The sequence below is a fragment of the Paenibacillus sp. LT-B23 genome, from assembly GCF_059417685.1.
In genome coordinates this window covers 77,279-89,596 of sequence record NZ_JBSQBM010000022.1, presented here as the reverse complement: position 1 = coordinate 89,596, position 12,318 = coordinate 77,279, and the positions used below count along the sequence as shown (strand labels likewise).

Below are 12,318 nucleotides of genomic sequence, written 5' to 3'. Positions count from 1 at the left end.
CCTGTTGAAAATACTGATGCAATTATCAGAAATGCAAAACTTTACACCAAACGAAAAAAGCATTGCATCCTATATTTTGATTCACAAGGAAAGTATCCTACACTTAAATATTCAGGAGCTTGCAAAGGCTACGTATACTTCGCATTCCGCGATTAATCGATTAACGCATAAACTTGGGTTATCTGGCTTCAAGGAGTTTATAATCAAACTTGCTCGGGAGTTTCAGCAGAATACCCAAAACATTTCCAATGTGGACCCCAACTATCCATTCGGTTTTGATGAATCCCCACTTCAAGTGGCAAAAGAAATTGCAGAATTAATGAAGGAAACGATCGAAAAAAACTTTACATTCATGGATGACGACTTGCTGTCGCAAACAGCCCAGTTGCTGGATCAAGCGAAAAGGATCTTTATATATGCGTTAGGCGATTCACAAATCCGAGCGAAAAGTTTTCAAAATAAATTAGTAAAAATAAACAAGTACGTGGTTATAGCCACGGAGCTGTCTGAATGGGCTTACCATACGGCTAATCTTACGACACAGGATTGCGCTGTTTTTTTAACTTACCACGGAAAGTCGCCGATTTTTTTAAAAGCAGCACAGCATTTTACACATGAAAATATCCCTTTTATCACAATAACAGCAACTAATCAAAGTGAATTGGCCAAACTCAGTAATATCTGTATACAGGTGCCTAATGACGAAGTAAAACATGCCAAGATTGGTACATTTTCGTCGCAAATTGCCTTTGACTATGTATTAAATGTGATTTACTCCTGTATCTATAAAATCGACTACTCGAAAAACATGCAAACCACAACACAATCGTTGAAGAAATTCCATATCAATGACATGATGAATGACGTATAGAATGAATAGCTAGGCTTCTTCGGTGACTCCAGGCCATTAGTCAAGCTTCTAATCGGCTATGAATACATGTTCTTGTCCCACCCTAAGGACAAGAACTTATATCGCTAAAACAAAAAAAGCCGCCAATATGGCGACTTCTTAAGCATTTATGGTGTTGTCTGCAGGTAAGGATCAACTTTCATCTATTGCTTTTCGAATATCATAATCATTTATATCGATATCCAAAGCCATTCCAAGTGCCAACTTTGCCAGCTGACTTCCAATATATGGACCCATAGTCAACCCGGATGCTCCAAGTCCGTTTGCCGCTATAAGGCCATCCCACCCAGGAACAGCGCCTATCACCGGAAGAAAACCGGGTGTAAAAGGACGGAAACCAACTCTTACCTCCTGAAAATTGCTGTTTGCTAAACCAGGTGCCAATTCTAGACCTTTATTCAGAATTTCCTGCATCCCGCCTGCTGTTACTCTCGTATCGTAACCTTCGATTTCATTTTCGTGAGTCGCCCCTATTACGATCTTCTGTTTATCAAAAGCCAGCAGATATTGATCAGAAGGCGGCATGATCACAGGCCAGGTGCCTGTGTCTTGCCTATTAGGAACCTGTAAATGCATGATTTGTGCTTTTTGAAAACTAACCTTAAAGTGAATGCCTAAAGGCTGCAGCAGTTGATTTGCCCATGCACCTGCACAAACAATGACTTCGTCAGACGAGAAGCTTTTTGCACCGACTGCTACTCCTGTTACATGGTCGGATTCATATTGAAGCGCAGCATCCCCATGTACAAGGATGGCCCCGTTTCTTTGTGCTGATCGGAGCAACGCATCGCGCAGCGCACGACCATCTATACGGGCGGCACCACTAATATGAACAGAATGATAGCCTTCTACTAACAAAGGAAACCGTTCATGGGTTTCTTTTTCATTTAGGCGGGTAATTTCACCGATTTCCGGTGCATCCGCTTGTCGTATGTGTGCCCGCTCTTCCATCTTTCTGATTTTCTCCAAATCATCACGGATACTAAGAGCACCCACTTGAGCATAGCCTGTTTCTGTTTCTCCCTCGCTTTTGAGTTCTTCAATCAGTCCAGGGTAAAAACGTGCACCAGCTTTTGCCAGCCGATACCAAGCCTGATTGCGTCGCTGTGATAGCCAGGGACAGATAATGCCAGCAGCGGCATCAGTAGCCTGTCCTTTATCTTTGCGGTCTACAATAATGACATTAGCACCCATTTTGGCTAACTGATATGCTGTTGATGCCCCAAGAATCCCTGATCCAATTACGATGATCTTCTTCATAATTACATTCCTTCCCCAAATCACTGTATCCATTATAGCGAATACTGCATGAATGCATAATATTAACAATTTATTACAATTGAGATAAATGTGTTAGACGATCATTAACATCACCTATGAGTACAATCCTATCCGAAGTCGAACAAATTGTTGACCCTGTCGGCATCATCGCCGGAGTACAGCGAGATCAGGTTGATCGTGGAGACGGTGGAAGACCGTATTCGGTTCAGTGTCATAGACGAAGGCTGGGCATCACCAATTCCACCCAGACTGGAGGCGGACGAGTAAGCATTGAAATTCCGATCAGTTCATTACCGACATGAACGCCAACAAATATCAAAAATAAATCATCTACTATTCAGGTTGGTTCGATTTCATGAGGTACACACACCTAGACAAACAACTAATAAAATTCACAAGTCTATTTAGGAAAAAAATACAGGCACCCAATTTCGGGTCGCCCGTATCTCAGTCGAAATCATAAAATCAACTGTCTCTAAGTTCTTTACATAAATATTGCCCCGTGTAGCTCTGCTTAAAGTCGGCCACTTGTTCCGGAGTCCCCGTACATATGACGTTTCCTCCATTACTTCCACCCTCGGGTCCCAGATCAATAATATAGTCCGCATTCTTGATTACATCCAGATTATGTTCGATAACGACGACGGTGTTGCCATCATCGGCCAACACATGAAGAATGTTGATCAACTGCTGCACATCCGCCACGTGAAGCCCTGTAGTGGGTTCATCCATGACATATAGCGTCGAACCCGTAGCGGGCTTCAGCAATTCTGATGCAAGTTTCACTCGCTGTGCTTCTCCACCTGATAGCGTTGTAGAAGACTGGCCCAACTTCACGTAACCCAACCCCACTTTACAAAGCGCCTCGATTTTCTTCCGTATTTTTGGAACATTCTCAAAAAAAATAACAGCTTCATCCGCAGTCATCTCCAAAACATCTGCAATGCTTTTTCCTTTATAGTGAACTTCCAGAGTCTCCCGATTATATCGTTTCCCTTTACAGACGTCACAAGGCACATATACATCGGGCAGGAAATGCATCCCGATTCTCATCAGTCCATCTCCGGTACAGGCTTCACAGCGGCCACCCTTAATATTAAACGAAAACCGACCTGGGCCATATGCACGCACCTTGGCTTCGTTTGTCAGGGCAAACAGGGAGCGGATATTGTCAAAAAGACCTGTATACGTGGCCGGATTGGAACGAGGAGTCCGCCCAATCGGGCTCTGATCAATGTTAATGATCTTATCCAAATGCTGAATGCCATCGATTTGCAAATGTTTGCCTGCACGAGTGTGAGCTCGATTTAGTGTCGCCGCCAGCTTTTTATAAAGTATCTCGTTAACAAGACTGGACTTACCGGACCCGGAAACGCCCGTAACACACGTGATCGTTCCTAATGGGATAGATACATTGATGTCTTTCAGATTGTTTTCCGCTGCCCCTACTATAGTCAGATGATGTCCATTGCCTGGTCTGCGGTTCTCCGGCACCGCGATCCACCTTTGATGCGACAAGTATTGGCCGGTTATCGAACGTTCTTCTGCGGTGATCTGATCAAGTTCTCCCTGAGCGACCACTTCTCCTCCATGCATACCAGCGCCCGGACCAATGTCCACAATCCAGTCTGCTTGTCGGATCGTTTCTTCGTCGTGTTCCACAACGATAACGGTATTGCCCAGATCACGCATTTCCTTCAAAGCGGATATCAGCCGATCATTGTCTCGCTGATGCAAGCCGATCGAGGGCTCGTCGAGAATGTACAGTACTCCCGTTAAGCGGGATCCAATCTGGGTGGCCAAACGAATGCGCTGACTCTCCCCGCCTGAAAGTGTTCCGGCAGATCGGTATAACGTCAAATATTCCAAACCGACATTTTTCAAAAATATAAGCCTGTCGACAATCTCCGTCGTAATCGGGCCGGCAATCATTGCCTTAGCCAGGGCCAGATGCATGTTTTCGATAAAATGAAGGGCCTCGGTAACAGACAGCTTGCAGAAATCTGAAATGTTCATATCACAGACGGTTACCGCAAGCAGCATCGGTGCCAGCCGATCACCATGACAATCGTGGCAAGGCAAAGCGGACATATAGCCTTCAAGTTCTTTCCGCATCGTATCAGACTGGGTTTCCCGGTAGCGTCGGTCCAGATTGTTAACAATCCCTTCGAACGCCTGGTATAGCACCTTCTCCTGATGATTGTTCTCCCATCTGAGTTCAAGTTTTTCACCCTGTGTTCCATACAGGAGCATGTCGAATGCTGCCTGTGAAAGCTGATCAAGAGGGGTATCCAGATCAAATCCAGCCTTTTTCCCAATCGCTTCAAAATACATTTTGCAAAAGGAGTTGGTCTCGACATTCCCCCATCCGGTAGCCTTAATTGCGCCCGAGTTCAGCGATTGACTGCGATCGGGTGCGACTTTGATCGGGTCAACCTTAAGATGAAACCCAAGTCCCGTGCAAGTCGGACAGGCGCCGTACTGATTGTTGAAAGAGAACATGCGAGGAGACAGCTCCTGTAAGGAAAAGCCGCAACGGGCACAAGCAAAACTTTTGGAAAACAGCATGTCCTCTCCGCTATCCATCCGGTGAATCAATACGGTATCGCCAGACAAAGAAATGGCTGTTTCAATAGAGTCTGTCAGTCTCTGAGTATCTTCCTCTTTCACTACCAGTCGGTCCACCACAATAGCGATGGTATGTTTCCTATTTTTATCGAGCAGGATCTCTTCCGATAGATTCATAACGGTGCCGTCTACTCGCACACGCGCATAACCGTTCGTTCTCGCTTGTTCAAAAATGTGCTGGTGCTCCCCTTTTTTATCTTCTACTATGGGTGCGAGCACCATATATTTTGTGCCATTAGGAAGTTTATATATTTGATCTACAATTTGATCGACAGACTGGCGTGTAACTTCACCTTTACAGGCTGGACAATGTGGCGTTCCAACCCTTGCCCACAATAACCTCAAAAAATCGTAAATTTCAGTTACAGTGCCCACGGTGGAACGTGGATTGTTAGATGTCGTTTTTTGTTCAATGGCAATTGCAGGCGAGAGTCCTTCGATCGAGTCGACATCTGGTTTATTGATCTGCCCGAGAAATTGTCTTGCATAGGAAGATAGTGATTCGACATAACGCATTTGCCCCTCAGCATATAGTGTATCGAATGCCAGGCTAGATTTTCCCGAGCCGCTCACCCCGGTGATCACAACAATTTGGTCACGAGGAATTTGAATATCAATATTTTTCAGATTATTCTCCCGGGCTCCGTGAACGTTAATAAAATTTTGCATGTACTGCTCCTCCTACTTATTCCATCCAAATACATACTGAATATTCAACCTGTAATATTTCTGTTAAAGTTCCTATTGAAGACTGAACTCAAGCTGACGCTTTTCAATATCCTCTTTCAAATACCTGCCTGCATCGTCCGCTGAAATATTCAAAATATACATTAGTTCACTTACCAGCATCTCCCGAGCCATACTTAGAATGGACCTATCATGAGAATTCATTTTCAAATTGTAGGCTTTGGCGCAAATCATATCCCTGATGATGCCAAAATGATCATGAAGAAACCCTGACTCAATCTTGGCCTGCAAAAGGGAACGACGTTCAGAAGGGTTCAAAGGAAGTTGAGCATATTTTCCAAAAAACTGAGCTCTGGAACTCAATAAGGAATCCGCACTGGACAAAGGACGGATACATTTTTGCAATGCTCTCTGTTGCGGAATGAAAATGCGAAGTTCTTGTTTAGGAAAATACAAGTTATAAGAGCATTGCAGGTTTTCCAAGTCGTCTTCTTTCTCTACAGATTCGAGAATACATACACCATACATTGGATAAAAAAGAAGTTTTTTAGACTGTTCCATGAAAAGCCTCCACTTTACTTCAATCTACCTTTGCACCATAGGAGCGTACAAACAGGATTGCTTGCTCTCTATCCATTCGTGCACCTTTAATATTTAATGATTTCAAATCAATTCCTTCAAGATTGGCACCTCGCAGATCGGCTCCTTGCAAGTTGGCTCTGCTCAAAATTACTCTCGTTAGGTCACAGTCTCTCAGGTCAGCTTTTGCCAAATCCGTATCAGTAAAATCTGCTTCATAAAAACGAATCCTTCTCAAATCCTGTTTTCCCAGCTTAGTATGCCTTAGATTAGTGTAGGACCAGTCTCCTTGACTCAAAGTGACACCGTCCATTTGAGCACCCGCAAAGTCCGATCCTGTCATTTTACAGGAGCTAAATTTGGAGACAAAGAGGTTGGCACCATTAAAAGTACAATTTTCAAAAGCTGATTCCGTATGGACAGATCCACATAGAGCAGCACCTTTAAAGTCACATTCAATAAAACGACAATTGCTTGTCTCGATCTCATCCAATGAAGTATTCATGAATGTACACTTTTTGAAAGTGCAGCGTACAAGTTCTCCATACCGTAAATCTTGTCCATCAAAATGAACAGCTTCATAATTTTGGTCTTTGTATTGATACACTATATATCCCCGCCATTAAATTGATTTTTAATTCTTATGAGTAGGCAAACATGATCTAAGTCTATTAAGGGACATTGAATTTCCCGTCTTGTTGATTTATCAATTGTTTTCCCAAATCTCAACTTTTTTTAATATATCATATACCTGTCAAGTACCTGTCTAAAATGGAAGTAAAGTCAAGCCCCTTTTTTTTTGAAACAAATATTCAGTAGTTCATAGTCTAAGTTCCTTTGTCGACATAGGAAGGAAAACCCTTCTGACAACAGTGTGTCAGCAGGGTTGTAGTACATTTTAGATATACAAGAAAGAGAGGTACAAAAACACCTGTGTATCCTGCATTTGTAACAAAAATCTATTCTTATTTAGGAACTATATGTATGGGAATTCGTAATTTCAAACCAAATAGAATTAACCGACAGGTCTTAACTAAGACACCAGTCGGTTTTTATAAGGATCGTTGGGTGAATCGATGATTATGTGTCTTGCTGGACGGATGATGTTTCTTTACGAAAAACTGTAAAATAAAAAATAGCAAACGCTATGATCCATATGCCCAAAATCAAAAAAATAGAACCGAACACAGTCTGGCTTTGTGCTCCTTGATCAAGTACGGATCCAAGCATAGACGTTCCGATAGCACCCGCCATCAAACTCCCCATCATATTGATCCCCATACCAACTCCGGTTTGCTTGCCGCTTAATGTTCGAGAAATGGTGTTTGCCATTGTAATCTGAGCAAACGTCAAAAGAGTCGAGCAATTCACAATATTCTGTGAATCGTTCGACTCTTGAAATTTTTCATAGTGGAGGGGTCTTTTTCAGTTTCACTTCTTCCATAAAGCTTCTAAAGTCTTTAACGATTTCTTTGGATTGGGTATGGTGTAAATAATGTCCTCCTTCAAGCTCCACTACTTTTCCATGTACAGAATCTTTTATCTGTTCTTCATGTTTTGGTTTCCAGCCTTCAACATCCGTATTATTTTTTTGTAAAAAGAATATAACAGGAAGATTTTTAGGGAATTTAAAGTTTTCAGCGGATTTAAAATTATTTTTAAAATTTTCTCCTTCGCTTATAATATTTGGATTCAACGCGTTCTTGAGAGAAATTATTCTAATTTGTTCTCTCGTTTCATCATCTACTTTAGGTGCAACAAGTTGGTCAGGATTTAGTTTCATTAGCAATCTGTTAAAACCTGAATTCTTAATCAGTTTATAGGCTTCTGTTGGAAACTCATCATCCATGCCACCTTGCGTTGGAAAACTGCTATCAATCCCAACAAATGCACGGACTTCTTTTTCGTATTTGTTCACATATTCTAGTCCGTAAATGCCAGCAATGGAGTGACCCATCAGAGTGTATCGGTCAATATTTAGTTTTTGTAAACATTCATGAATTTCAGCTACAATATTTTCAACGGTTCGTTCTTTTTCGGTTACATCACTTAATCCATAACCAAAAGGCTCAATCACGACTACTTTGTAAAATGGAGATAGCTCTTCCACTAATGGCTTAAAATCAATACCTGGCGCTCCTGTTCCATAACCTGGTAGTAGTACGATCGTTTCCTTGCCCTTTCCTTGGATCAAAACATTCATATTTTTTCCATCTACTGGTACAAGCTGACCATAGGGTTCTATTTTTCCTTTCTCCAATTGGTTACAGATAATATTAACTGTAAAAACAATAACCAGAAAAATCCCTATTGCTGTAAGCATTATTCCTAGTGATTTAAGTATAAAGAAAAGCGTTTTTTTCATCATTTAATTCCTTCCCTAACGTTTCATTTAATTTGCTAAGCGGGTTACTCGGCCTTTATCGTCTCGCCCTGTACAGGAGCGATGTCATCCTTCCAATGAATGTTAATCGAACGAGACTTGAATAAATCCGCACCGTCTGACACCTGAAAATGAAGATGCGCTTCGCTAGAATTACCTGAATTACCAAGCAAACCAACTTCATCGCCGCTCTTCACCTTATCTCCTACCTTTACTTTAACGGAGCCGTTCTTCATGTGAGCCAGCACGCTATATTCCCCGCCATGATCAATGACAACTTCATTCCCCGCAGGTACCTTCTCGTTCATAACACCGACAGGCTCGTTATCTGGAATATGATTTACGACTGATACCACAGTACCACTTGCTGGAGCAAGAACGGGCTGACCGAAGGCATAATAGCTTTCATTTTTCAGCCGATCACCTTTATACGAATAGCCATCCTTGCTCTGTATAATATCATAGGCATATCGCTGGCTTTCATATTCATAATGATAATTAACCAGTGCATTTGTTCCTCCCCATACAATAAACCAATCCCCTTTTAAAGGCCAATCGTATTTGATTTTGGTCAGGATATGATCTGTTTGTGGGAAAGGAGAAAGTTGCTTGGCCTGAAGACCTGATATCTCTCCCTTTTCATCAAAAACAGTGGTCAGTCCCATTTTCCCGGAATCGCTTATCCATGTACGCTGATCGCTGCCATTGAATTGGATGACCGACGCCTGCTTAAACGACTTGACCCCTTTTAGAGAATCAGCAGCCTTGCTTACAAAATCAGCTTTGCTGACCTGTTTTTTAAACTCATCACTAAAGTGGCCATACACCTCAGCATATTTGCCATCAAGAAGCTCTACCGGGATCTCCTCAGGCTTCAACGTTTGAGTCTTTGTGTTTGTTTTTTCAGTTTTTTCTTTCGGAATGTCTGTTGCCACTTCCGGATTTGCTCCTCCACATGCCGTGATCAGAGCAGCAAGCGCACCCATGACCCATATCATTTTGCTATAGTGGATGATTTCCATTCTGTGCTTTCTATTTGGTCTCTTCATTCCACACCCCCGCAAGTATGTTTGTTCATAATATAGTATTTGTCTAACCCATTCTAACAAACCACTCTTAGGTCACGTGTAACCCTACTTTAACCGTGTCTTAACTCTTATCCATGACTACAGTCCACAATTAAGCTTTCGTTAAGACAACATCATAAGATCACGCTAAAGAAAGCATGATATGATGGTAGGAAAGATTACGGTGAAGAAAGGAACAAAAGCATGAACCATGCGTCAATTTTACTTGTCGATGATGAGCACTCCATTCTTGAACTCTTGCTGACTGTACTCCGCAAGGAAGGCTACACGAATGTAGACACGGTCATGACAGGTGAAGCAGCGATTGCTGCCTGTGAAGAAAAAAAATATGATCTGATCCTATTAGATGTCCTTCTGCCTGGACGCAGCGGAATCGAAATTTGTCCGTTTCTCCGTCAAACGACGGATGCTCCCATCTTATTTCTTACGGCTCGGGAATCTGATTTTGATAAACTGACCGGTTTTGCCGTTGGTGGCGATGACTATATTACCAAGCCGTTTAATCCTTTGGAAGTTGTGGCACGTATACGCTCCCAGCTACGTCGTTACTTGGCACCCAATCGTGCAATCAGACCATTTGGATCTGAGCAACCCACCAGTAGAATGAATGTTATTTATGATTACGGGCGTTTTCAGGTCGATGAAGCAGCGTGCGAGCTTCGCGTTGAGCAAAAGCTGGTAAGCTGTCCGGCGCTCGTCTTCCAATTACTGCTGTTCTTATGTAAAAACCCCAATCGTATCTTCAGCAAAAGCGAGCTTTATGAATCGGTATGGGGCGAAGAAGCGCTGCGTGATGACAATACCGTCATGGTTCATATTCATCGCATCCGGGAAAGAATTGAGCCTGACCCCGCAAACCCGAGCTTTATCGTAAATGTTAGAGGACTGGGTTATAAGCTTGTACAAGCGGAAATAGGGAGCTCCCAGCGATCATGAACATCAAACGGAGGCTAACCATACGATTCGTGCTTCAACTGGCTACTGCCGGCGCATTCGTGCTTCTCATTGTTGCGGCTACATTCTTTTGGGCTTTACAACGTGTTATTGATATCCGCATCTCCAGTGACTTCGCTTCTGTGGGATTAAACCAGCTTGTAGAGTCCTCCGAAATGGGTAAGGATGGCATTCATTTTGATCCCCAATTGCTAGAACAGGTCAAGAAAAATGGAGGATGGCTTCAAAGTCTTGATGAATACGGCCAGGTGGAGCAGTCCTACAACACGCCAAAAGATGTGCCGAAAAGCTATGCACCAGGCGAACTCGTCTCCTATTGGACAGGCGATCTTCCCTTCCCTTATGGGCTGTCTCTGTGGATACAAGAGAAGAATGGTCGTCCCTTCACTCTTCTCTATGGCGAGCCTAATCATCTAGGCCCGTTATTAAAAAAAATAAGAAGTCAGGGGATACTTTCCTCTAATGGATTACTGGTGCTGCCTACCGATGTTACCGACCGGCTCAAACAGCTTGGTGGTTACGTTCAATTGCTGGATTCAAAAGGCTCTGAGCTTGCCTCCTACAATCGGCCCGCATCTGCACCGACAGCCTATACCCTTTATGGACTTGCTCTTCGTAACGTATACAATGAAAGATACGGCTTCCATTTGACATCCACTTATGATAAGGAAACCGGACATACCTGGGTCGTTAGTCTTCCCAATAGCAGTGGCAATGCCATCGGCGATAAATGGCTTCCGCCTGAGGAGGAAAGAATAATACTCATTGCCATGCTCGCCATGTTCACAGCTATTTTTGCATCCTTCCTACTTCTCTCGTTATGGCAGGCGCATCGTTTTGGAGTTCCGTTGCTTCATATGCTCACATGGCTCGACTCGCTTGGCAGGGCTGTATACCAGGAACCTGTGGATCATAGAGGCATTCACCGCAGCCGAATGCGTTCAGGAAAATGGAAGCGTCGTTACCGCATTTTTGTCGATGTGATGCATTCGATTGATAAGCTATCAGGTACTCTACAGAGAGATCAGGCACTGCGTCAGCAAACCGAAAGCCTGAGAGAAGAATGGATTGCCGGGATAACCCATGATCTGAAAACACCGCTCGTTTCAATTAAAGGCTATGCGCACCTGCTGGCTGAACCTCAATATGATTGGACCGTGGCGGAGGTTCGTAAATTTTCCTGCACAATGCTGGAGAAATCTGCACATATGGAGATGCTGATTAATGATCTTGCGATGACTTATCGGTTAAAAAGCGGTGCCCGTCCGCCAGAATCCGAGGACATTGAACTCAATAGCTGGCTAGAGGACGCATTAAAGCAAGCGGCTGCCGACCCTTTTTATAAAAAAGAAACCATTTTGTTTCAGGCCGCTCCTTTTGACGTAACCGTTAGGCTGTATACTCCTTGGCTGGAAAGAATCATTAACAATTTGGTAGCCAATGCTCTGCTGCATAATCCGCCGGATACGGTACTTATCGTCTCGGTTATACCGGGCGAAGGTGGCAAAGGACTCACCATTCAGTTCGCTGATAATGGCACGGGAATGGATGAAAATACAGTAAACCGATTGTTTGAGCGTTACTACCGGGGAACCGCTACCTCTGCGGCGGTGAATGGAACAGGACTTGGCATGGCTATATCCAAAGGGCTGATCGAAGCCATGGGTGGTAAAATTACGGTGGAAACAACTTTGGGGAATGGCACTGTCATTCGCCTTATTTGGGAAGAAGCTGTTGCTGGAAACGGAATAGAAAAGGACATTAATGAAAACTTGTGATCACAAACTAAAAATCCCCTTCCCGAACAG

11 protein-coding genes are annotated in these 12,318 nt (G+C 43.2%); 4 read left to right on the top strand and 7 right to left on the bottom strand.

Going from position 1 to position 12,318, the window contains the following annotated elements:
* Nucleotides 1–4 precede the first annotated feature (4 nt).
* Nucleotides 5–871: a MurR/RpiR family transcriptional regulator gene (locus tag ACWXW9_RS23305; protein WP_494931377.1), complete on the top strand. Its 867-nt coding sequence runs from the start codon at nucleotides 5–7 to the stop codon at nucleotides 869–871.
* Between the two features lie 171 nt (nucleotides 872–1,042).
* On the opposite strand, the gene ACWXW9_RS23300 is transcribed toward ACWXW9_RS23305, so the two are convergent.
* On the bottom strand, nucleotides 1,043–2,170 hold the full coding sequence (locus ACWXW9_RS23300; protein ID WP_494931376.1) for an NAD(P)/FAD-dependent oxidoreductase: 1,128 nt from the start codon (nucleotides 2,168–2,170) through the stop codon (nucleotides 1,043–1,045).
* 116 nt (nucleotides 2,171–2,286) lie between these two features.
* Here ACWXW9_RS23300 and ACWXW9_RS23295 point away from each other — a divergent pair, with 116 nt between their 5' ends.
* On the top strand, nucleotides 2,287–2,493 hold the full coding sequence (locus ACWXW9_RS23295; RefSeq protein ID WP_494931375.1) for a hypothetical protein: 207 nt from the start codon (nucleotides 2,287–2,289) through the stop codon (nucleotides 2,491–2,493).
* A gap of 163 nt (nucleotides 2,494–2,656) precedes the next feature.
* On the opposite strand, the gene uvrA is transcribed toward ACWXW9_RS23295, so the two are convergent.
* The 6 genes from uvrA to ACWXW9_RS23265 all read right to left on the bottom strand — a co-directional run bounded on the left by uvrA (nucleotide 2,657) and on the right by ACWXW9_RS23265 (nucleotide 9,517).
* Nucleotides 2,657–5,488 (bottom strand): excinuclease ABC subunit UvrA, encoded by a 2,832-nt coding sequence (gene uvrA, locus ACWXW9_RS23290; protein WP_494931374.1) that lies wholly within the window; start codon nucleotides 5,486–5,488, stop codon nucleotides 2,657–2,659.
* 72 nt (nucleotides 5,489–5,560) lie between these two features.
* Complete coding sequence (locus ACWXW9_RS23285; RefSeq protein WP_494931373.1) at nucleotides 5,561–6,067, bottom strand: hypothetical protein; 507 nt, start codon at nucleotides 6,065–6,067, stop codon at nucleotides 5,561–5,563.
* Nucleotides 6,068–6,086: 19 nt separating this feature from the next.
* Nucleotides 6,087–6,692 carry a pentapeptide repeat-containing protein gene (locus ACWXW9_RS23280; RefSeq protein WP_494931372.1) on the bottom strand — a complete coding sequence of 202 codons (606 nt, stop codon included), beginning with the start codon at nucleotides 6,690–6,692 and terminating at the stop codon, nucleotides 6,087–6,089.
* Between the two features lie 473 nt (nucleotides 6,693–7,165).
* Nucleotides 7,166–7,417, bottom strand: coding sequence for a hypothetical protein (locus tag ACWXW9_RS23275; RefSeq protein ID WP_494931371.1), 252 nt, complete (start codon nucleotides 7,415–7,417; stop codon nucleotides 7,166–7,168).
* A gap of 73 nt (nucleotides 7,418–7,490) precedes the next feature.
* Nucleotides 7,491–8,453, bottom strand: coding sequence for an alpha/beta hydrolase (locus tag ACWXW9_RS23270; protein ID WP_494931370.1), 963 nt, complete (start codon nucleotides 8,451–8,453; stop codon nucleotides 7,491–7,493).
* Nucleotides 8,454–8,494: 41 nt separating this feature from the next.
* Nucleotides 8,495–9,517 carry a peptidoglycan DD-metalloendopeptidase family protein gene (locus tag ACWXW9_RS23265; RefSeq protein WP_494931369.1) on the bottom strand — a complete coding sequence of 341 codons (1,023 nt, stop codon included), beginning with the start codon at nucleotides 9,515–9,517 and terminating at the stop codon, nucleotides 8,495–8,497.
* A gap of 222 nt (nucleotides 9,518–9,739) precedes the next feature.
* On the opposite strand from ACWXW9_RS23265, the gene ACWXW9_RS23260 reads away from it, so the two are divergent.
* Nucleotides 9,740–10,492, top strand: coding sequence for a response regulator transcription factor (locus ACWXW9_RS23260; RefSeq protein WP_494931368.1), 753 nt, complete (start codon nucleotides 9,740–9,742; stop codon nucleotides 10,490–10,492).
* Nucleotides 10,489–12,288 (top strand): sensor histidine kinase, encoded by a 1,800-nt coding sequence (locus ACWXW9_RS23255; RefSeq protein WP_494931367.1) that lies wholly within the window; start codon nucleotides 10,489–10,491, stop codon nucleotides 12,286–12,288. The genes ACWXW9_RS23260 and ACWXW9_RS23255 overlap by 4 nt, the downstream gene beginning before the upstream one ends.
* Nucleotides 12,289–12,318: the final 30 nt, after the last annotated feature.

Bases quoted from the DNA above. Each gene is read 5' to 3' on its own strand.
- ACWXW9_RS23270 (WP_494931370.1), bottom strand. From the start codon at position 8,453: ATGATGAAAAAAACGCTTTTCTTTATACTTAAATCACTAGGAATAATG.
- ACWXW9_RS23260 (WP_494931368.1), top strand. From the start codon at position 9,740: ATGAACCATGCGTCAATTTTACTTGTCGATGATGAGCACTCCATTCTT.
- ACWXW9_RS23300 (WP_494931376.1), bottom strand. From the start codon at position 2,170: ATGAAGAAGATCATCGTAATTGGATCAGGGATTCTTGGGGCATCAACA.
- ACWXW9_RS23295 (WP_494931375.1), top strand. From the start codon at position 2,287: ATGAGTACAATCCTATCCGAAGTCGAACAAATTGTTGACCCTGTCGGC.
- ACWXW9_RS23265 (WP_494931369.1), bottom strand. From the start codon at position 9,517: ATGAAGAGACCAAATAGAAAGCACAGAATGGAAATCATCCACTATAGC.
- ACWXW9_RS23275 (WP_494931371.1), bottom strand. From the start codon at position 7,417: ATGGCAAACACCATTTCTCGAACATTAAGCGGCAAGCAAACCGGAGTT.
- uvrA (WP_494931374.1), bottom strand. From the start codon at position 5,488: ATGCAAAATTTTATTAACGTTCACGGAGCCCGGGAGAATAATCTGAAA.
- ACWXW9_RS23285 (WP_494931373.1), bottom strand. From the start codon at position 6,067: ATGGAACAGTCTAAAAAACTTCTTTTTTATCCAATGTATGGTGTATGT.
- ACWXW9_RS23255 (WP_494931367.1), top strand. From the start codon at position 10,489: ATGAACATCAAACGGAGGCTAACCATACGATTCGTGCTTCAACTGGCT.